Genomic DNA, 20,505 nt, shown 5'->3' on the forward strand with positions numbered 1-20,505 from the left:
TACATCGACAATCGGCGCCCCAACTATCCCTTTTGTATGCACACACGAAGGGACGGCCAGTGAGAGCACTTGCGTTGTACGGCACCATCGGGTCGCTGTTGGTGACCGCCCTCGCCACTGCCCCGGCAGGCGGCGCCACGGGGGCAGCCGCCACGCCACCCGCCCCCGTGGCGCACCGCATCGGCTTCGGCCGCTGCGCAGCGGTGGAGCATCTGCCGTCGTCCGTCGAGTGCGGCACCCTCACCGTTCCCCTCGACTACGCGCGCCCCGACGGCAAGAAGATCCACCTCACCGTCAGCCGGGTCCGGGCCACCGCACGCCGCGAACGGCAGGGCTCCCTGGTCTTCAACCCCGGCGGCCCGGGCGCGTCCAGCATGGAGTTCCCGCTCTACGGCGGGCTCCCCAAGTGGAACAAGCTGGCCCGCGTCTACGACTTCGTGGGCTATGCGCCGCGTGGGGTGGGCCGCTCGGCGCCGCTGTCGTGCCAGGACCCCAAGGAGTTCGCCCAGGCGCCCACCGACAGCCGTCCGCACCCCGACGCGGCCTTCAAACGCCGGAAGCTGGCCCAGGCCAGGGCGTACGCCCGCGGCTGCGTCCGCCGGGCCGGTGCGGACCTGCCGTACTACAACTCCGTCAACAACGCCCGCGACCTGGACATGCTGCGGGCCGCGCTCGGCGAGCGGCGGCTGAACTTCATGGGCGCCTCGTACGGGACGTACTTCGCGGCGGTCTACGCGACGCTCTTCCCCGGCCACGTCCGGCGGATGCTCTTCGACAGTGTGGTCAATCCCGCGCCCCACAAGATCTGGTACCGCAACAACCTCGATCAGGACGTCGCCTTCCAGCGCCGCTGGAGCGACTGGCTGCGCTGGACCGCCAGGCACCACGACCGCTACCACCTCGGCACGACCACGAGGGCGGTGCAGCACGCCTACGACGCGGCGGCGAACAAGCTGCGCCGGCATCCGCTGGAGGGGAGGATCGGCGCCGGCCAGCTGCAGTCGGCGTTCCTCAAGACCGGCTACAACGACGCCTTCTGGCCGATGCGCGCCGAGGCGCTCTCGGGGTATCTGCACGGCAACCCCAAGCCGCTGATCGCCCAAGCCCTGCCGCGGTCCGGCGGCTCCAAGGAGGAGGAGAACGGCAACGCCGTCTACACCGCCGTGGAGTGCAACGACGCGCGCTGGCCGCACGACTGGCGGACCTGGGACCGCGACAACACCGAGATCGCCCGGACCGCGCCGTTCGAGACCTGGGACAACGCCTGGATGAACCTGCCCTGCGCCTTCTGGCCCGACCGGTCGCAGTGGGCGGAGGCCGAGCTGGCCGACGCCGCGCACCGGGCGGAGCGGCACGGCGCCGGCGGGTCCCTGGCCGACGCCGCGGGTCATGCGGCCTCGGTCCATTTCGACGAGGCGCTCCACGGGCGGCGCGGTCCGCTCGACGTCCGCACGGAGCCCGGCGCGCTGCCGCCGGTGCTGCTGCTGGCGGCCGAGCGGGACGCGGCGACGCCCTACCGGGGCGCGCTGGAGCTGCAGCGGCGGCTGCCCGGCTCCTCGCTGGTCACCGAGAACGGGGCCGGCACCCACGGCATCGCGTTCGGGGACAACGCCTGTGTGAACCGGTACGTCGAGGCCTATCTGCTGCACGGGAAGATCCCGGCGCACAAGGTGTACTGTGCACCGCGCCCGGAGCCGGTCCCCGGCCAGCAGCTGGCCCGGGCGCAGCACGCCCTGCCTGGCAAGTAGCGGACCGCATGCGACACGGGCCGTCCCCGAGGGGGCGGCCCGTGTCGCTGTGTGCGGCCGCGTCGCCCGGGACCTCCGGCCGACGCACCGACCGTGCGGGTTACGCCAGGCCCGCGACCAGCTCGGAGACCGGCTTACGGCGCCCGGTGTAGAACGGGATCTCCTCACGGACGTGCATCCGCGCCTCGGAGCCGCGCAGGTGACGCATCAGGTCGACGATGCGGTAGAGGTCGTCGGCCTCGAACGCGAGCACCCACTCGTAGTCGCCGAGCGAGAACGACGGCACGGTGTTGGCGCGCACGTCCGGGAAGCCACGGGCCATCTTGCCGTGGTCGGCCAGCATCCGGCGGCGGTCCTCATCGGGCAGGAGGTACCACTCGTAGGAGCGCACGAAGGGGTAGACGCTCACATAGGCGCGCGGCTGCTCGTCGGCGAGGAAGGCCGGGATGTGCGACTTGTTGAACTCGGCGGGGCGGTGCAGCGCCATGTTCGACCACACCGGGTCCAGCACGCGGCCCAGACGCGTACGGCGGAAGAGGTTGTACGCCTCCTGCAGGGCGTCCGAGCTCTCCGAGTGCCACCAGATCATCACGTCGGCGTCGGCGCGCAGGCCGGACACGTCGTAGGTGCCGCGCACCACCACGTCCTTGGCCGCGAGCTGCGCGAACAGCTCCTCGACCTCCTCGGCGTAGCCGCTGCGGTCCTCCGGGAGGACCTCGCGCAGCTTGAACACCGACCAGAGGGTGTAGCGGATGATCTCGTTGAGGTCCTTGGCCTTCTTGCCGGCGTGCGGAACCTTCTCGGGCGCCGCGGGGACCTGCGGCGCGGAAGCGGGAGTGGAAGCGTCTGTCATGCCGTCCATTCTCACTCGCCGGGCACCGGGTCCGGGCGCAGGGTGGCGAGGATGTCGTCGGCGGCCGTACGGCCCGAGGCGATACAGGCCGGGATACCGACGCCCCCGTAGAGCGCACCGCACACCCGCAGGCCCGGCAACTGGGCCACGGCGTCCCGGATGCGGGCCACCCGCTCCAGGTGGCCGACGGGGTACTGGGGCAGCCCGCCGTCCCAGCGGGTGACCCGCGAGGCGACCGGCGCGGCGGTCAGCCCGACCGCCTCGCGCAGATCCGCCCGCGAGAAGCCGACCAGTTCGCCGTCCTCGCGCGTCAGGTCCTCCTCGTCGCCGAAGCGGCCGAGGGAGGTGCGCAGCACGAAGAGGTCGGGGTCGGACCGGCCGACCCAGCCCCACTTGTTGCCGGAGAAGGTGGACGCCTTGATCTTGCGGCCGTCCACGGGCGGTACGAGGAAGCCGCTGCCGGTCAGCCGCCCTTCGACGTCGGCGCGGCGGAAGGCCATGGTCACCAGGGCCATCGAGGCGTACGCGACGGAGTCCAGCTCGGCGGCGGCGGGCCGGCAGACGGGGGCGAGGAGGCGGGCCGTGGCCTGCGCGGGGGTGGCGAGGACGAGGGCGTCGGCGGTGAGCGGGGCGCCGTCGAGGTCGAGCAGCCAGCCGTCGGGGGTGCGCCGCACCCCGGTGACCGGCGTCCCCGTACGGATCTCGCCGCCCTTGGCGCGTACGGCGTCGGCCACCGCGCCCGGCAGCGTCCCGATGCCGCCCTCGATGCCCATGAAGACGGGGCCCGTCGCGGCGGCCCCGGCCTGGTGGACGGTCGCGGCGGACCGCGCCTGGATGCCCCGTACCCCGTCGAGCAGGGAACGGTGCGACCGCGCGGCCTCGAACAGCGGGGGGACGGCGGCGCGCATCGAGATCCGGTACGCGTCGCCCGCGTACACCCCGCCGAGGAGGGGCTCCACGAGCCGGTCGACGACCTCGCGGCCCAGGCGCCGGGCGACATAGTCGCCGACGGCGACGTCCTCGCCGACCTCGGTGCGCGGGAGCCGGGCGTCCTCGTCGATCCGGGCCAGGCCCTCCGGGGAGAGCACGCCGGAGGCGGCGAGCGGGCCGAGGTCCCCGGGGACGCCCATGACATGCCCCTTGGGCATCGGACGCAGCGCGCCGCGCGTCCACAGGGACGCGCCTGCCGTGGTGGGCGGCTGCAGCCGGTCGCCGATCCCGACGGCGCGCGCGAGATCCACCGCCTCCGGCCGCCTGGCCAGCATCGATTCGGCGCCCAGGTCGACGGGTACACCCGCGATCTCGCCCGTGCGCAGCTTGCCGCCGAGCCGGTCCGTCGCCTCCAGCACGGTCACCCGGGCCCCGCCTTCGAGCAGACGGTGCGCCGCCGCGAGTCCGGAGATGCCTCCGCCGATGACGACCACATGACCGGTGCTGCCGGGCCCGCGGCCCGTACGGGAGTGCGCTGCGCTCATGCCCCCACTCTCTCAGAGCGCACCGGCGCCACCGGGACCGGATCATGGCTCCCACCGCGGCCGTAGCGGGCGGGCACGGTGTCCGGGAGCCCCGTTGACAGCGGGCAGCGGCGGGCAAAGACTCATGGGCGGCGGGTGGCGATCTTCGTACCGTCCGCCGACCGTCGAGCCGGGACAGCGAGGACAGGGCCTGATGACCGACCCACGCGTACGGGATGTGTACATCGTCGATGCGGTGCGGACCCCCGTCGGCAAGTACGGCGGCGCGCTGGCCGCGGTCCGGCCGGACGATCTCGCCGCCCATGTGGTCAGGGCCCTGGTGGACCGCACCCCGGATCTCGACCCGGCGCGGATCGACGACGTCTGTTTCGGCGATGCGAACGGCGCCGGCGAGGACAACCGCAATGTGGCGCGGATGGCGGTGCTGCTGGCCGGGCTGCCGGTGACCGTTCCCGGCGTGACCGTGAACCGGCTGTGCGGGTCCGGTCTGGAGGCGGTCATCCAGGCGGCCCGCGCCATCGCGCACGGCGATGCGCATATCGCGGTGGCGGGCGGAGTGGAGTCGATGAGCCGTGCGCCGTATGTGCTGCGCAAGCCCGAACGCGCCTTCCCCGCGGGCCACCAGGAGATGTTCTCCTCGACGCTGGGCTGGCGGATGGTCAATCCGCGGATGGCCCCCGAGTGGACGGTGGCGCTCGGCGAGGGCGCCGAGCTGATCGCCGACCAGCACGGCATCACCCGTGAGCAGCAGGACGTCTTCGCGCTGGCCAGCCATCAGAAGGCGGTGCGGGCCTGGCGGGAGGGCGCCTACGACGGGGAGGTGGTGCCGCTGCCGGAGGTGGAGCTGCTGCGCGACGAGACGATCCGGGAGGCGTCGTCCCTGGAGTCGCTGTCCAAGCTGAAGCCGGTGTTCCGTACGGCCGGAGGCACGGTCACCGCCGGGAACTCCTCCCCGCTCAACGACGGTGCGGCGGCGCTGCTGCTGGTGGACGAGGAGGGCCTGCGGGCCACCGGACGCGAACCGCTGGCCCGTATCCGTGCCAGCGCGGTGACCGGCATCGAGCCGCAGCTGTTCGGCCTGGGCCCGGTGGAGGCGGTACGGCGCGCGCTGGAGCGGGCCGGGCGCGGCTTCGGCGAGGTGGCGACGTTCGAGCTCAACGAGGCGTTCGCGGCACAGGCGCTGGGCTGCCTCGGGCAGTGGCCGGAGCTGGACCCGGCCGTGGTGAATCCGCGCGGCGGCGCCATCGCCATCGGCCACCCGCTGGGCGCCTCCGGTGCGCGGCTCGCGGGGGCGGTGGCCCACCAGCTCGCCGCACTGGGCTCGGGCACGGGGCTCGCCGCGCTGTGCATCGGCGTGGGCCAGGGGCTCGCGCTGGTCCTGGAACGCTGAGGGGCGCGGCGCTCTCCCGCACACGACGCACGCGGCGTTCGCCCGCACACGACGAAGGAGCACACGGCATGGCGACGGAGCAGCTGGTGGTCGTCGGGGGCGATGCGACGGGGATGGCCGCCGCCTCGCAGGCCCGCCGGCTGAAGAAGCCGGACGAGCTGGCGATCACCGCGTTCGAGCGCGGCCACTACACCTCGTACTCCGCCTGCGGCATCCCGTACTGGGTGGGCGGCGAGGTCGACGGCCCGGACGGGCTGATCGCCCGGACGGCGCAGGAGCACCGCGCCCGGGACATCGATCTGCGGCTGCGCTGCGAGGTCACCGAACTCGACCTGGACCGGGGCCGGGTGCGTACCCGGGAGCTGGACAACGGCGGCCGGGAGTCCTGGACCGGCTTCGACAAGCTGGTGCTGGCGACCGGCGCCCGCCCGCGCCGGCCCGATCTGCCGGGGATCGACGCGCCCGGCGTGCACGGCGTGCAGACCCTGGACGACGGCCAGGCCCTGCTGGACACCCTCGACGCCTCCCCGGGCCGACGGGCGGTCATCGTGGGCGCCGGCTACATCGGTGTGGAGATGGCCGAGGCACTGATCCGCCGCGGCTACGAGGTCACCGTCCTGGAGCAGAGCGCGCAGCCGATGTCCACCCTCGACCCCGACATGGGCGCGCTCGTCCATGAGGCGATGTGCGCGATGGGCATCGAGACGGTGCGCGGCGCCACCGTCACCGGTGTGCTGACCGACAACGAGGGGACGTCCGGGGGCGGGCGGGCCCGCGCGGTCACCACCGAGGACGCGGAGTACCCGGCGGACGTGGTGGTGCTGGGTCTGGGCGTACGCCCCGAGACCACGCTCGCCGCCGCGGCCGGACTGCCGCTGGGCGCCTCCGGCGGACTGCTCACCGACCTCGCGATGCGGGTCCGCGGCCACGACCACATCTGGGCGGGCGGCGACTGCGTGGAGGTGCTGGACCTGGTCTCCGGGCAGCTGCGCCATATCGCGCTGGGCACCCACGCCAACAAGCACGGGCAGGTCATCGGCGCCAATGTGGGCGGCAGCTATGCGACCTTCCCCGGTGTCGTCGGCACGGCCGTCAGCAAGGTCTGCGACCTGGAGATCGCCCGGACGGGGCTGCTGGAGCGCGAGGCGCTCGCCGCCGGCCTGCGCTTCGTCACGGTGACCGTCGAGGCCACCAACCGCGCCGGCTACTACCCCGGCGCCCGCCCGATGCACGTCAAGATGCTCGCCGAGCGCCGTACGGGCCGGCTCCTGGGGGTGCAGATCGTCGGCCGCGAGGGCGCCGGCAAGCGGGTGGACATCGCAGCGGTCGCGCTGACCGCCGGGATGACGGTGGAGCAGATGACCGCGCTGGACCTCGGCTACGCCCCGCCGTTCTCCCCGGTCTGGGACCCCGTCCTGGTAGCGGCCCGCAAGGCCGCTGCCGCGGTACGGGACGCCGGGGCCTGACCACGCGGGCAGGCCGCTGGCCCCGGTTGCGCCGTCGCGCCGGGCGACGCGCTCAGCGCGCCGTCTGCGTGTGGACGTAGTCGACGAGGCGGGTCAGCGCGTCCGGGTCGGTGGACGGCAGCACGCCGTGGCCGAGGTTGAAGATGTGGCCCTCCAGTCCGGCGGCGGCGTCGAGGACCTCGCGGGCCTTGTTCTCGACGGCCTCGCGGGGCGCGAAGAGCACGGCCGGGTCGATGTTGCCCTGCAGCGCCTTGCCGGGGCCGACGCGGCGGGCCGCCTCGTCCATGGGGACGCGCCAGTCGACGCCGACGACGTCCGCGCCCGCCTCGCCCATCAGGCCGAGGAGTTCGCCGGTGCCGACGCCGAAGTGGATACGCGGCACGCCGAGGCCCTCGACCGCCCGGAAGACCTTGGCGGAGGCGGGCATCACGGAGCGGCGGTAGTCGGCCGGCGAGAGCGCGCCGACCCACGAGTCGAAGAGCTGGACGGCGCTCGCCCCGGCCGCGATCTGCACCTTGAGGAAGGCCGCGGTGATGTCGGCGAGCCGGTCCAGCAGGTCGGCCCACAGCTGCGGGTCGCCGTACATGAGGGCCTTGGTGCGCTCGTGGTTGCGCGAGGGGCCGCCCTCGACGAGGTAGCTGGCGAGCGTGAAGGGCGCCCCGGCGAAGCCGATCAGGGGCGTGCCGCCCAGCTCACGGACGAGCATGCCGATGGCCTCGGTGACGTACGAGACGTCGCCGGGCTCCAGGTCGCGCAGCTGCGCCAGGTCGGCGCGGGTGCGGATCGGGTTCTCGACGACCGGGCCGACGCCGGGCTTGATGTCGAGGTCGATACCGAGGGCCTTGAGGGGGACGACGATGTCGCTGAAGTAGATGGCGGCGTCGACGTTGTGCCGGCGCACGGGCTGCAGCGTGATCTCGGTGACCAGATCGGGCCGCATGCACGAGTCGAGCATCGCGATGCCCTCGCGGACCTTGCGGTACTCGGGCAGTGAGCGGCCGGCCTGGCGCATGAACCACACCGGGGTGTGCGGCACCGGCTCACGGCGGCACGCCTTGAGGAAGGCCGAGTCGTGTGTACCGGTCTGCTGCTGGCCCGTGGGGCAATCGTTGGCGCTCACGCCCCAAATCTTCGCACGCCGGGTGACCCGCCGAAGGGGCCAGGTGGCCGATATCTCCGCATGCGCCCGGGGGCGCCTCCGAATGGGCGACGCGCGCACCGGGTGTCCTCCCCGTATGCGGGCCCGGTTCCGCCTAATCTTCCGGGCATGGCTGCGGCTCACGAACACCTCGCGGACAGCGCGGACGAGGCCCCGATCCCCTTCCGTCAGGCGGTCGATGCGCTCCGCGCGGCACGGCTGCGGCCGGAGATCGAGATCGACCCGACACCCGCCCCGAAACGGCTCGCCCCCTATGCGTACGCGCTGGAGGCGGCGGTCGTCGAGCGCGGCGCGGGTCCGGACGGCGAGGACAAGGATCTGGCGGACGGCCGGCTGGTGGTGCTGCACAACCCGGCCGGGGACGACACCTGGCAGGGCACCTTCCGCGTCGTGACGCTGGCGCGCGCGGAGCTGGAGCCGGAGATGGGCGCCGATCCGCTGCTGCCGGAGGTGTCGTGGTCCTGGCTCACCGGCGCGCTGGACGCGCGCGGGGTGCGCTACGGCGCACCGAGCGGGACGGTGACCCGAGCCGGCTCGCACTACTTCGGCGGGCTCGCGGCGCGCGAGCCGGCCACGCAGATCGAGATCCGGGCGTCCTGGACGCCCGCCGAGGGGCCCGGCGGGGTGCCGGAGCTCGCGGTGCATCTGTCGGCGTGGTGCGATCTGCTGTGCCAGGTGGCGGGCCTGCCGCCGGCCACGGTCGACATGACACCGCGCGGCGGGATCGTCCCGCTGCCGCAGCGCCGCGGTGCACAGCCCCGCTGACCTGCACTTTCCCGCGCTCCCCCGGCGCGGTGATCATCTTTGCGCAGAGCCGGTCCCGAGGTGCGTCCGCGCCCGGCCGGCGCCGTGATCACCGCGCCGCCGCCTCCGCCAAGGGGTGGGGACAACATCGCGTACGGCTTTGATCATCTTGGTGCACACCGCGTGCCCACCTCTGATCGATCACGCATCCGATTTGCCCGAATTGCCCCTAACTAAATCGTGATCAAAGTCTAAAGTCCCGCCGGATTGCTGCCGAAGAGGTCAGTGACCCTTCAAACACGGATTATTCCGGCTCCCCCCAGCCGGCTTCCGTCCCCCGCCACTCCCCCAGGAGGCCCGGTGTCTGTTCTCCTCGAGCAACCTTCGAGCCTGGTCGCCTACCGCCCGAACAAGCCGACGGCCATGGTCGTCGTGGCCGACCCTCGCGTCCGCTCCACCGTGACCCGCCACCTGTGGGCCCTCGGAGTGCGTGACGTGATCGAGGCGTCGTCCATCGCGGAGGCCCGTCCCCGCGTCGGCAACCCGCGCGACATCTGCGTGGCCGACGTCCACCTTCCCGACGGCTCCGGCCTCACGCTCCTGTCCGAGACCCGGGCGGCCGGCTGGCCCAACGGCCTCGCACTGTCCGCGGCCGACGACATCGGCGCCGTGCGCAACGCCCTGGCCGGCGGCGTCAAGGGCTATGTCGTCACCGGCACCCGTACCAACCTGGGCCTTCCGGGCCGTCCGGGCACCTCGCCCATCGGCGCCAACGCGGCCCGTATGCAGCGCCGTCCTCCGGGCGCCCCCGGCCACCCGGGCGGCTACCGGGAGCTGTCGGGCCGTGAGGTCGAGGTGTTGCGGCTGGTGGCGGAGGGCCAGTCCAACAAGGCCATCGGCGTCTCGATGGGGCTGTCGGCACTGACCGTGAAGAGCCACCTGGCCCGCATCGCCCGCAAGCTCGGCACCGGTGACCGGGCCGGAATGGTGGCGGTCGCACTGCGCACCGGGATCATTCACTGACCGTCCATCCGACCGGCTCGCCCGTCGAGGGAACGTTCCCTCGACGGGCGACGTGCATACACAGATACCCTTGACTGGTGACCGACGCCCAAAAGACCGCAGCAGACACGACACTGCGAGCGACCGGAGACTCGCCTCCGGATTCCCGACCGGCGCCGGTCCCTCTCCTGGAGCCCCGCGAGGGCATCCCCCCGGTGACCGCCACCGACGAGGCGCTCGCCGAGGTCGTGGCCGCCTTCGCGGCGGGCACGGGTCCGGTGGCCGTCGACGCCGAGCGGGCCTCGGGCTACCGCTACGGCCAGCGCGCCTACCTCGTACAGCTGCGCCGCGAAGGCGCCGGCAGCGTGCTGATCGACCCGGTCGGCTGCCCCGACCTGTCGGCGCTGGGCGAGGCGATCGGCGACGCCGAGTGGGTGCTGCACGCCGCCACCCAGGACCTGCCGTGCCTGCGTGACATAGGGATGCTCCCCACCCGGCTGTTCGACACCGAGCTGGCCGGACGGCTGGCCGGCTTCGCCCGGGTGGGCCTGGGGGCCATGGTCGAGAACGTCCTCGGCTTCGCCCTGGAGAAGGGACACTCCGCCGTCGACTGGTCCACCCGCCCGCTGCCCGAGCCCTGGCTGCGCTATGCCGCGCTCGATGTCGAGCTGCTGGTGGATCTGCGCGACGCGCTGGAGGAGGAACTGGAACGGCAGGGGAAGCTGGAGTGGGCCCGGCAGGAGTTCGCGGCGATCGCCGCCGCTCCCCCGCCGCCGCCCCGCAAGGACCCCTGGCGCCGTACCTCCGGCATGCACAAGGTCCGCCGACGCCGTCAGATGGCGGTCGTACGGGAGCTGTGGACGGCCCGCGACCAGGTGGCCCAGCGGCGCGACGTCTCACCCGGCAAGGTGCTCGGGGACGCCGCGATCGTGGAGGCGGCGCTGAACCTGCCGCCGAACAGCCACGCACTGGCCGCACTGCCCGGCTTCGGCCACCGCATGGGCCGCCGGCAGCTGGAGCAGTGGCAGGCCGCCGTCGACCGCGCCCGCGCGCTGGCCGAGAACGAGCTGCCGCAGCCCGGCCAGCCGCTCAACGGGCCGCCGCCGCCCCGCTCCTGGGCCGACAAGGACCCGGTCGCCGCGGCCCGGCTCTCGGCCGCCCGCGCGGCCGTCACCGCGCTCGCCGAGAACCTCAATCTCCCGCAGGAGAACCTGATCACCCCGGACACGGTGCGCCGGCTGTGCTGGGAGCCGCCGGCCGAGCCGAGCCAGGAGTCGGTCGCCGAGGTGCTGTCGGGGCATGGCGCCCGTCCGTGGCAGATCGAGCAGGTCGCCCCGCTGCTCACCGAGGCGCTGCTGACGGACGGCGGCTGACGCCTTCGGCACGGCGGTGCGGACCCCGCACCGCCTGCCGTCGTCCGCTCCGTGCGCCGTGGCCGGCGTCACCGTTCGCCGTGGCGGCGGGATCGTCTCCCGCCGCCACGGCGCGGCACCGGGACGGTGCGGGACCGACACCGTGTGTCCCGGTCGGAGGGAAGGCATCGGAGTGCTCCGGGAGAGGAGCCCCAGGGAGAGGCGGCCGGATTCCCGAGCCCGTCGGGAATCCGGCGTCGCCCCTCAGTCCTGGTTGACGTGCATGTACAGGACCTTGCGGTTGGTCGCGTCGATCCCGTAGGTCGTCTCGTTCCAGTTGTCGGGGGTCACGACGCCCACGGTCCAGGCCACCGCGTCGCTCCCGTTCTGGGCATCGCCGAGTTCGACGGTGGTGACGGTGCCCTTGGTCTTGTCGGTGGCCGTCTGCGCGGCCTGCTGGGCCGTGACCTTGGCCTTGGACAGCCGGGCGGCCAGCTGCTGCTTGTCGCCGGAGTCGTCCGACTCGCTGCGCGGCTGCTCGGCCTTTCCGGAGACCGCGTCGACGCGGACGGAGTGCACCGTCCCGTCGGTCGTCGCGACCGCGGTGCTCCAGTAGGGGCTGGCGGGTGAGCCCTTGAGCTCCGCGGCGATCACCTCCGAGGCGGGGACGGCCGCGACCGCCGCCTTCATCGCCTGCTCGTAGCCCACCTTGGCCTTCGGGATCAGGGCCTTGCGCTGCGCCTGCTCCGCGTTGAGCGAGGTGCTCGGGGAGGCGGGGGCGGAGGCGGGCACCGGCCGCGCGGGGGCCTTGTCCTTCTCGCTGTTCCCGCAGCCCGACAGCAGCGCGCCCGCGGCGGCGACGGCGCAGACCAGACCGATCGCGCGCGGGCCCGCCGGACGCCCGCACCGGGTCACGACACCACTCCTGTTCGTATCCATATGGGCACTTTAAGTGTGTGATGGGATGAATTGCGCCAAGACCCGACCGTATTCAGTCGTTTTTGATCATCCCGTTCCGCCGCTTGCCGCGTCCTCGCCCCGCCAGAGGCCCTCCTGTCCGGTGTGACGTTCACCGCTCCGGGCGGTGGGGGTGTGCAGCTTGGTTACCCGTAAGTAGCATGTCGGGTGTGAAGCGTCCCCCGGGGCGCCCCGCAGCAGTGCCATCCCGCACCTGGAGGAGAGCCAACGTGCCTCGTACCGCTAGGGACGTCGTCTTCGTCGACGGCGTCCGCACCCCGTTCGGCAAGGCGGGCCCGAAGGGCATCTACCACGAGACCCGCGCCGACGATCTCGTCGTGAAGGCCATCCGGGAGCTGCTGCGCCGCAACCCGGCCCTGGACCCCGCGAAGATCGACGAGGTCGCCATCGCCGCCACCACCCAGATCGGTGACCAGGGCCTGACCCTCGGCCGGACCGCCGGCATCCTCGCCGGCCTCCCGCAGTCGGTGCCCGGTTACTCCATCGACCGCATGTGCGCCGGTGCGCTGACCGCCGTGACCGCCACCGCCGGCTCCATCGCCTTCGGTGCGTACGACGCCGTCATCGCCGGCGGTGTCGAGCACATGGGGCGCCACCCCATGGGCGAGGCCGTCGACCCCAACCCGCGGTTCGTCAGCGAGAAGCTGGTCGACCAGTCGGCCCTGTTCATGGGCATGACGGCGGAGAACCTCCACGACCGCTACCCGCACATCACCAAGCAGCGCGCCGACGAGTACGCCGTGCGCTCGCAGGAGAAGGCGGCGAAGGCGTACGCGAACGGGAAGATCCAGCAGGACCTGGTCCCGATCTCGGTGCGCAACACCAACGCCGAGGTCGGCGAGACCGGCTGGGGCCTGGTGACCGCCGACGAGCCGATGCGCCCGGGGACCACCCTGGAGAACCTCGCGGGTCTCAAGACGCCGTTCCGTACCCACGGCCGCGTCACGGCCGGTAACGCCGCGGGTCTCAACGACGGCGCGACCGCCTCGATCCTCGCCTCCGAGGACTTCGCCCGGGAGCACGACCTCCCGGTCAAGATGCGTCTGGTCTCCTACGCCTTCGCGGGCGTCGAGCCCGAGGTCATGGGCTACGGCCCGATCCCGGCCACCGAGAAGGCGCTCGCCAAGGCGGGCCTCGGCATCGGTGACATCGACCTGTTCGAGGTCAACGAGGCGTTCGCCGTGCAGGTGCTCGCCTTCCTCGACCACTACGGCATCGCCGACGACGACGCGCGCGTCAACCAGTACGGCGGCGCCATCGCCTTCGGCCACCCGCTGGCCTCCTCCGGCGTCCGGCTGATGACCCAGCTGGCCCGGCAGTTCGAGGAGCAGCCGGAGGTCCGCTACGGCCTGACCACCATGTGCGTCGGCTTCGGCATGGGCGCGACGGTCATCTGGGAGAACCCGAACCACAAGGACGCCGGAGGCAGCAAGTGAGCACCACCACCGCCGAACTTCTGAAGGGTGCGGCCGAGCTGTTCCCGGACGAGGTCGTCACCCAGGCGCACGTCCGCCACCTCGACCTGCCGTACGGCGCGGGCAAGTTCGCCCTGATCACGCTGGACAACGGCTTCGACCACACCAAGCCGACCACCTTCGGCCCCGGCTCGCTGGCGAACCTCAACGCCGCGATCGACCAGGTCGAGAAGGAGGCCGCGGACGGCGACATCGTCGGCGTCGGCCTCACCGGCAAGCCGTTCATCTTCGCGGTGGGCGCCGACCTCAAGGGCGTCGAGCTGCTGAAGCAGCACGAGGACGCGCTGGCCATCGGCAAGGGCGGCCACGAGGTCTTCAAGCGGCTCTCGAAGCTCGCCGTACCGACCTTCGCGTACTACAACGGTGCCGCGATGGGCGGTGGCGTCGAGGTCGGTCTGCACTGCTCCTACCGCACCGTCTCCAAGGCCCTCCCGGCCTTCTCGCTGCCCGAGGTCTTCCTCGGTCTCGTCCCGGGCTGGGGCGGCTGTGCGCTGCTGCCGAACCTCATCGGCGCGGACAAGGCCGTCTCGGTCATCATCGAGAACTCGCTCAACCAGAACAAGCAGCTCAAGGGCAAGCAGGTCTTCGACCTCGGCATCGCGGACGCGATCTTCGAGGGTGCGGACTTCCTGGAGCAGTCGCTGATCTGGACCGCGAACGTCCTCAAGGGCGACGTGACCGTCGAGCGTCCCGAGATCGACCGCGGTGAGGCCTGGGACCAGGCCGTCGCCAAGGGCAAGTTCATCGCCGACGGCAAGGTGCACGGCGCCGCCCCGGCCGCCTACCGCGCGCTGGACATCATCGCCGCCGCCAAGAGCGGCGACCTGCAGGCCGGTTTCGACGCCGAGGACCAGGCCCTGGCGGACCTGATCATGGGTGGCGAACTCCGCGCCGGCATCTACTCGTTCAACCTGGTGCAGAAGCGTGCCAAGCGGCCCGCCGGTGCGCCGGACAAGAACCTGGCCCGTCCGGTCAGCAAGGTCGGTGTCGTCGGCGCCGGTCTGATGGCCTCGCAGCTGGCCCTGCTCTTCCTGCGCCGTCTGGAGGTGCCGGTCGTGCTGACCGACATCGACCAGGAGCGCGTCGACAAGGGTGTGGGCTACGTCCACGCCGAGATCGACAAGCTGCTCGGCAAGGGCCGCATCAACCAGGACAAGGCCAACCGCCTCAAGGCCCTGGTCTCCGGTGTCCTGGACAAGGCCGAGGGCTTCTCCGACGCCGACTTCATCATCGAGGCGGTCTTCGAGGAGATCGGCGTCAAGCAGACGGTGTTCGCGGAGGTGGAGGCCGTCGCCCCGGCGCACGCCATCCTCGCCACCAACACCTCCTCGCTGTCGGTCAGCGAGATGGCCTCGAAGCTGAAGCACCCCGAGCGGGTCGTCGGCTTCCACTTCTTCAACCCGGTCGCGATCCTCCCGCTGCTGGAGATCGTGCGCGGCGAGAAGACCGACGACGCCTCGCTGGCCACCGCCTTCGCGGTCGCCAAGAAGCTGAAGAAGACCGCGGTGCTCACCAAGGACGCCCCGGCGTTCGTGGTCAACCGCATCCTGACCCGCTTCATGGGCGAGATCCAGAACGTCATCGACGAGGGCACCCCGGTCGAGACGGCGGAGAAGGCCATCGAGCCGCTCGGCCTGCCGATGTCGCCGCTGGTGCTGCTGGAGCTGGTCGGCCCGGCGATCGGTCTGCACGTCTCCGAGACGCTCAACCGCTCGTTCCCGGACCGCTTCACGGTCTCCCCGAACCTCAAGGCCGTCGTCGAGGCCGGCAAGCGCGGCTTCTACGTCTACGACTCCGGCAAGCCGGAGCTGGACCCCGAGGTCGCGGCGCTCCTCAAGCAGGGCGACTCGGTGCTGACGGAGGACCAGGTCCGCGACCGCGTCCTGGACGCCGTGGCGCAGGAGATCGGCCTGATGCTGGACGAGGGCGTGGTCGCCGAGGCGCAGGACATCGACCTGTGCCTGATCACCGGCGCCGGCTGGCCCTTCCACCTGGGCGGCATCACGCCGTACCTGGACCGCGCGGGCGTCTCCGAGCGGGTGCGGGGCAAGAAGTTCCTGGCCCCGGGCATCGCGAGCGTCCCCGCGTAAGGACGCACGGATCACCACGGCGCGGGCCGGCTCGGCGGAGCCGGCCCGCGCTGTCGTGTGCCGGGAAACGTCCGGCCCGGTCCGCCGGGCCCGCCCCACGGCACGGACGGCCCCGCCCGGCATGGGAAGGTGGCGGCATGGATTCCTTGGTCGTGGTCGATGCCGCCAATGTCGTCGGCTCGGTGCCGGACGGCTGGTGGCGGGACCGGCACGGCGCGGCGGAGCGGCTGCGCGACGCCCTGGCCGCGTACGCCGGCACGGGACTGCCCGGTCTGGTCGCGCCCCCTGTGGAGCTGGTCCTGGTGGTGGAGGGCGCGGCGCGCGGAGTGGAATCCGTGGACGGCGTACGGGTGGTGCCGGCGAGCGGCAGCGGCGACGACCGGATCGTGCAACTGGTGGCGGAGGAGTGCGGCGACCGGGACTGTCTGGTGGTCACCGCGGACCGCGAGCTGCGCGCACGTGTCCAGGCCCTGGGGGCCCGGGTGACGGGCCCGCGCGCGGTGTGGGGGCGGGAGCGCGGCGAGGCCTGACCGCCGAGCCGTCAGGGCCTGTTCAGGTAGGCGAGGACGGCGAGGACACGGCGGTTGTGGTGGTCGTCGTCGGTGATGCCGAGCTTGCCGAACATGGAGGTGGTGTACTTGCTGATGGCGCTGTCGCTGAGGAAGAGACGCCGGCCGATGGCCTGGTTGGACAGCCCCTCGGCCATGAGGCCGAGCACGGAGTGCTCCCGCTCGGTGAGCCCTTCGAGGCGCCGTTGGGAGGTCCCGCCGGCCAGCAGTTTGGCGATGACGGCCGGGTCCATGGCGGTCCCGCCCCCGGCGACGCGTTCCAGGGCGTCGATGAACTGATCGGCGTCGAACACGCTCTCCTTGAGGACATAGCCGATGCCGCCGGAGCCGTCGGCCAGGAGCTCGCGGGCATAGAGCTGTTCCACGTGCTGGGACAGGATCAGGACGGGCAGGCCGGGCAGTTGGCCGCGGGCCGCAAGAGCCGCCCGCAGGCCCTCGTCCGAGTGCGTCGGCGGCATGCGGACATCGACGACCGCGGCATCCGGCCGCCACTTCAGCAGCGCCTCCAGCGTCCCGGGTCCGGTGGTCGCCGTCGCCACCACCTGGTGGCCGTAGGCCTCGATGAGGCGGACCAGCCCGTCGCGCAGGAGGTAGAGGTCTTCGGCTACGACGATTCGCATGGCACCATCATCCTGGCCCGGGTGGGACCGCCGGCCGGGCTGGTGATCTCCAGCGTTCCGTCGAAGACCGCGAGCCGGCGGCGCAGCCCCGCGAGTCCACCGCCGGGGCGCACCTCGGCCCCGCCCCGGCCGTCGTCCTCGACGTCGACGACGAGGGCGGTACCGTCCGGACGACGGAGATCCGCGCCCGGGTCGCCCGGGCGTGCTTGACCGCGTTGGTGACCAGTTCGGCGATCCCGAAGTACAGGGCGGACTCGATCGGCGGGTCCGGGCGGAGCCGGAGGTCGGCGCTGACCGCCACTTCGAGCGGGCTGTCCAGGGCGAAGGCGCGCACGGCGGCGACGAGGCCTCGCTCGCTCAGTACCGGCGGGCTGATGCCGCTGACCAGTTCGCGCAGCTCGGTCAGTGACGTGGCGGCGCCCGCCCGCGCCTCCCGCATCAGCTCCTTGGCCCGGTCGGGGTCACTCTCCATCAGCTTCTCCGCGGTCGCCAGGGAGAGCCCGAGCCCGACCAGGCGCGCCTGCGCCCCGTCGTGCAGGTCCCGCTCGATCCGGCGGATCTCGGCGGCCTGCGCGACCGTCGTATCGGCGCGCTGGGCGGTCAGTTCGGCCACCCGTTCCGCCAGCGCCATCGCAGCCGACGCGCGCAGGAAGCGCACGGCCACCGGCTCGGCGCACCGCCAGGCGTAGGGGGCGGTGGCGAGGGCCACGGCCAGGCCGAGCGCCCCGATTCCGCGCGCGGCGAGGCCCGGGTGGCCGAGCCCGAGGACCGCCGCGGCCGCCCCGGCCGGCGGGAGCGCGGCGACCACGCCCGCGGTGACCGGTGCGAGCGCCGTGAACCGCAGGTCGCGCCAGTTGGCGGGGTCACGCCGGCGCAGCCGCCACTTCTGGTCCAGGAGGGCGTCACGGCTGGTGCGTTCGTAGCCGAAGCCGTTCCACCAGTAGCCGGTGGACATCCGCGTCACCGGACCGGCCTGCCGGTACCCGGCGGGTATGACGGTGGCGGTCCACGTCGCGACGAGGAAGCGGAACATCCGGCAGACCGGGCGGGCCAGGGCGAGCGTGCCCACGCACACCAGCACGCACGGCGCCGCCCACGACCACGGGTTTCCCGCACCCCACCGGATCCCCAGCGCCACGGCGCCGGCCCACACGGCGGGGACCAGCATGCTGACGACCACCACGGCGCACGCGCGCACGAACCCCACGCAGGCGCTTGCCGCCCACGCTCTCAGCTGTCGCATGATTCTTCCTCTTCCCTCCGGCTCGGTGGTCCCACTGTGCGCCGCCGTGAGCCCGTTTCCCCCCCGGACCGGCCCCGAAGTGGGTCTGGCCCCACCCACCCGTACGTCCAGGCCGATACCGCCCCTCCCCTGTGCTTCCTAGCGTCGACACCACACCGGACAACGCACCGGCCGCACAAGGGAAGAAGGAACCATGGAGACCACCAGCCGCACCACGGCCGGGCCCGCCCACCTCGACCGTCCGCACATCCGGCGGGCCTTCGGCACGGTCAAGATCCTCGTCGCGGCCTACGGTGTGCTGAGCGCCGCCGTCCTCCTCACCGTCGCCCTCCTCGCGCTCTCCGGACACCCGGTGACGTCGTTCCTGTGGGGCCGGTCGGCCGGAGTGCTCGCGAGCGCCGCGGTGACCTACTGGCTGACCGTCCTCGCCGCACGGGGAGCACGGTGGGCGTTTCTGCGCCTGCGGATCATCTCGGTCGTGATGCCGGTCGCGATCGTCGGCGTCGACATGATCCCCGGTGTCTGCCCGGCGTGGTTCGCCCTCGTGCAGGCCCTCTGCGCCGTCGCCGTGGCAGCGGCCGCTTTCGTCGTCAACGGAGCCGGCCTGCGCGGCGCCTTCCCCAAGGCGGCCAAGGCGGGCTGAGCTCCTCGGTGCCCGCACGCCCGAGGAAGAGCCCCGCACTCCGCGACCGAGCGGCGTACGGGGCTGCCCGGGGCCGGGCGCAAGGAGCGGGGCAAAGGTGCGAGCGGGCCTCAGTCCTTGCCGTCGCCCTGCCGGTGGCGGAGGCCCAGGCGGCTGTGCGAGCGCCCGTACAGGAAGTAGACGCCGAACCCGATGATCATCCAGATCGCGAACCGGACCCAGGTCTCGGCGGGCAGATTGAGCATCAGCCACACCGAGGCGAGCACCGACAGCGCCGGCACCACCGGCACCCAGGGGGTGCGGAAGGAGCGGGGCAGGTCGGGCCGGGAGCGACGGAGCAGCACGACACCGACGGCGACCACGACGAACGCGAAGAGGGTGCCGATGTTGACCAGTTCGGCGAGTTCGTCGATCGAGGTGAAGCCGGAGACGACGGCGACGACCCCGCCCAGCACGAGGGTGGAGCGGTAGGGGGTCCCGAAGCGGGGGTGGGACCGGGAGAAGATCCGCGGCAGCAGCCCGTCCCGGCTCATCGCGAAGAAGACCCGGCTCTGGCCGAGCAGCAGGATCATGCAGACGGAGGTCAGGCCGACGGCGGCACCGAAGCTGATCGTGTCGGCGAAGAAGGGGTGGCCGAGGTCCTTGAAGGCATCGGCGAGCGGGGCGTCGGTGGAGAGCTTGCTGTATTTCTCCATACCGGTGACGACGACCGAGACGGCCACATAGAGCACGGTGCAGATGGCCAGCGAGCCGAGGATGCCGCGCGGCACGTCGCGCTGCGGGTTGCGGGTCTCCTCGGCGGCGGTGGCCACGATGTCGAAGCCGATGAAGGCGAAGAAGACCACGGCCGCGGCGGCGAAGATGCCCATGGTCCCGAAGTTGGACGGGGCGAATCCGAAGAGCAGCTGCGACAGCGGCGCAGCGAGTCCGCCGCCGCCCTCGCTGGGCTTGCTGGGCGGGATGAACGGGGTGTAGTTGGCGCCGCTGATGAGGAAGGCTCCGGCGACGATGACCAGCAGGACGACGGTGACCTTGATCGCGACGACCACCGCCGTCACCCGCGAGGACAGTTTCATCCCGAGCACCAGGATGCCGGTCAGCGCCAGCACGAGGAGGGTGGCGAGCAGGTCGAAGCCGAAGTGCCCCTCATGGGTGCCGGAGAGCCCCGGGGGCAGATGCAGCCCGGCGCTGTCCAGAAGTGAGCGCACATAACCGGACCAGCCGACGGCGACCACCGCACAGCCCAGGGCGAGTTCCAGGATCAGGTCCCAGCCGATGATCCAGGCCGGCAGTTCGCCGAGCGAGGCGTACGAGAAGGTGTAGGCCGAGCCGGCGACCGGCACGGTGGAGGCGAACTCCGCGTAGCACAGGGCCGCCAGCGCACAGACCACGCCGGCGACGACGAACGACAGGGCCACGGCGGGCCCGGCCTGCTCCTTGGCGATTTTGCCGGTGAGGACGAAAATGCCGGTGCCGATGACGACACCGACACCGAAGACGGTCAGATCGAGCGCCGACAGGGACTTTTTGAGCGAGTGCTCCGGCTCCTCGGTGTCCAGGATCGACTGCTCTACAGTCTTCGTCCGGAACATGCCGCGATTGCGGCGCGAATCGTGTGGTGTGCCGTGCTGTGTGCTCATGGGCGAACCTCCGCCTGGACGACCCTCGCAACTCTCCTGAACTGACCGAGTCTCCGCA

16 protein-coding genes and 1 pseudogene are annotated in these 20,505 nt (G+C 72.4%); 10 read left to right on the forward strand and 7 right to left on the reverse strand.

Going from position 1 to position 20,505, the window contains the following annotated elements; genetic code table 11:
- The first annotated feature begins 59 nt into the window (after positions 1-59).
- Positions 60-1,748 carry an alpha/beta hydrolase gene (locus Scani_RS00620; protein WP_246295390.1) on the forward strand — a complete coding sequence of 563 codons (1,689 nt, stop codon included), beginning with the start codon at positions 60-62 and terminating at the stop codon, positions 1,746-1,748.
- 100 nt (positions 1,749-1,848) lie between these two features.
- Here the strand turns inward: Scani_RS00620 and hemQ are convergent, their stop codons facing one another.
- A complete protein-coding gene (hemQ, locus tag Scani_RS00625) occupies positions 1,849-2,601 on the reverse strand; it encodes a hydrogen peroxide-dependent heme synthase (protein ID WP_159468917.1) in 753 nt (250 codons plus the stop codon).
- 11 nt (positions 2,602-2,612) lie between these two features.
- Complete coding sequence (gene hemG / locus Scani_RS00630) at positions 2,613-4,076, reverse strand: protoporphyrinogen oxidase (RefSeq protein ID WP_159468919.1); 1,464 nt, start codon at positions 4,074-4,076, stop codon at positions 2,613-2,615.
- A 193-nt stretch (positions 4,077-4,269) separates the two neighbouring features.
- Between hemG and Scani_RS00635 the strand changes: the two genes are divergently transcribed.
- Positions 4,270-5,466, forward strand: coding sequence for a thiolase family protein (locus Scani_RS00635; protein WP_159468921.1), 1,197 nt, complete (start codon positions 4,270-4,272; stop codon positions 5,464-5,466).
- Between the two features lie 68 nt (positions 5,467-5,534).
- Positions 5,535-6,932 (forward strand): FAD-dependent oxidoreductase, encoded by a 1,398-nt coding sequence (locus Scani_RS00640; RefSeq protein ID WP_159468924.1) that lies wholly within the window; start codon positions 5,535-5,537, stop codon positions 6,930-6,932.
- A 52-nt stretch (positions 6,933-6,984) separates the two neighbouring features.
- Here Scani_RS00640 and hemE read toward each other — a convergent pair whose 3' ends face one another.
- Entirely contained in the window at positions 6,985-8,052 is a 1,068-nt protein-coding gene (hemE, locus tag Scani_RS00645; RefSeq protein WP_159468926.1) for a uroporphyrinogen decarboxylase, read from the reverse strand.
- Positions 8,053-8,199: 147 nt separating this feature from the next.
- Here hemE and Scani_RS00650 point away from each other — a divergent pair, with 147 nt between their 5' ends.
- The 3 genes from Scani_RS00650 (at position 8,200) to Scani_RS00660 (ending at position 11,210) form a co-directional block, all read left to right on the forward strand.
- Positions 8,200-8,856, forward strand: a complete 657-nt coding sequence (locus tag Scani_RS00650; protein WP_159468928.1) for a DUF3000 domain-containing protein — start codon at positions 8,200-8,202, stop codon at positions 8,854-8,856.
- A gap of 339 nt (positions 8,857-9,195) precedes the next feature.
- A complete protein-coding gene (locus Scani_RS00655) occupies positions 9,196-9,858 on the forward strand; it encodes a response regulator transcription factor (protein WP_018536954.1) in 663 nt (220 codons plus the stop codon).
- Positions 9,859-9,935: 77 nt separating this feature from the next.
- The gene (locus Scani_RS00660) at positions 9,936-11,210 is read left to right on the forward strand and encodes a ribonuclease D (protein WP_159468930.1); all 1,275 of its coding nucleotides are present in this window, start codon (positions 9,936-9,938) and stop codon (positions 11,208-11,210) included.
- A gap of 243 nt (positions 11,211-11,453) precedes the next feature.
- On the opposite strand, the gene Scani_RS00665 is transcribed toward Scani_RS00660, so the two are convergent.
- Positions 11,454-12,128 carry a PepSY domain-containing protein gene (locus Scani_RS00665; protein ID WP_246295392.1) on the reverse strand — a complete coding sequence of 225 codons (675 nt, stop codon included), beginning with the start codon at positions 12,126-12,128 and terminating at the stop codon, positions 11,454-11,456.
- Positions 12,129-12,376: 248 nt separating this feature from the next.
- Here Scani_RS00665 and Scani_RS00670 point away from each other — a divergent pair, with 248 nt between their 5' ends.
- The 3 genes from Scani_RS00670 (at position 12,377) to Scani_RS00680 (ending at position 16,262) form a co-directional block, all read left to right on the forward strand.
- Positions 12,377-13,603, forward strand: coding sequence for a thiolase family protein (locus Scani_RS00670; protein ID WP_159468932.1), 1,227 nt, complete (start codon positions 12,377-12,379; stop codon positions 13,601-13,603).
- On the forward strand, positions 13,600-15,732 hold the full coding sequence (locus Scani_RS00675) for a 3-hydroxyacyl-CoA dehydrogenase NAD-binding domain-containing protein (protein ID WP_159468934.1): 2,133 nt from the start codon (positions 13,600-13,602) through the stop codon (positions 15,730-15,732). Before Scani_RS00670 ends, Scani_RS00675 begins: the two co-directional genes overlap by 4 nt.
- Before the next feature lie 137 nt (positions 15,733-15,869).
- Positions 15,870-16,262 (forward strand): NYN domain-containing protein, encoded by a 393-nt coding sequence (locus tag Scani_RS00680; RefSeq protein ID WP_159468936.1) that lies wholly within the window; start codon positions 15,870-15,872, stop codon positions 16,260-16,262.
- A gap of 11 nt (positions 16,263-16,273) precedes the next feature.
- On the opposite strand, the gene Scani_RS00685 is transcribed toward Scani_RS00680, so the two are convergent.
- Both Scani_RS00685 and Scani_RS00690 read right to left on the reverse strand, forming a co-directional pair.
- Positions 16,274-16,921, reverse strand: a complete 648-nt coding sequence (locus tag Scani_RS00685; RefSeq protein WP_159468938.1) for a response regulator transcription factor — start codon at positions 16,919-16,921, stop codon at positions 16,274-16,276.
- Positions 16,906-18,164 (reverse strand): annotated as a pseudogene (locus Scani_RS00690) (sensor histidine kinase). Before Scani_RS00690 ends, Scani_RS00685 begins: the two are co-directional and overlap by 16 nt.
- Before the next feature lie 193 nt (positions 18,165-18,357).
- On the opposite strand from Scani_RS00690, the gene Scani_RS00695 reads away from it, so the two are divergent.
- Positions 18,358-18,807: a hypothetical protein gene (locus Scani_RS00695; protein ID WP_159468940.1), complete on the forward strand. Its 450-nt coding sequence runs from the start codon at positions 18,358-18,360 to the stop codon at positions 18,805-18,807.
- A gap of 110 nt (positions 18,808-18,917) precedes the next feature.
- Here the strand turns inward: Scani_RS00695 and Scani_RS00700 are convergent, their stop codons facing one another.
- Positions 18,918-20,447, reverse strand: coding sequence for an amino acid permease (locus tag Scani_RS00700; RefSeq protein WP_174872583.1), 1,530 nt, complete (start codon positions 20,445-20,447; stop codon positions 18,918-18,920).
- Positions 20,448-20,505: the final 58 nt, after the last annotated feature.

The sequence above is a fragment of the Streptomyces caniferus genome, from assembly GCF_009811555.1.
Taxonomy (GTDB): Bacteria; Actinomycetota; Actinomycetes; order Streptomycetales; family Streptomycetaceae; genus Streptomyces; species Streptomyces caniferus.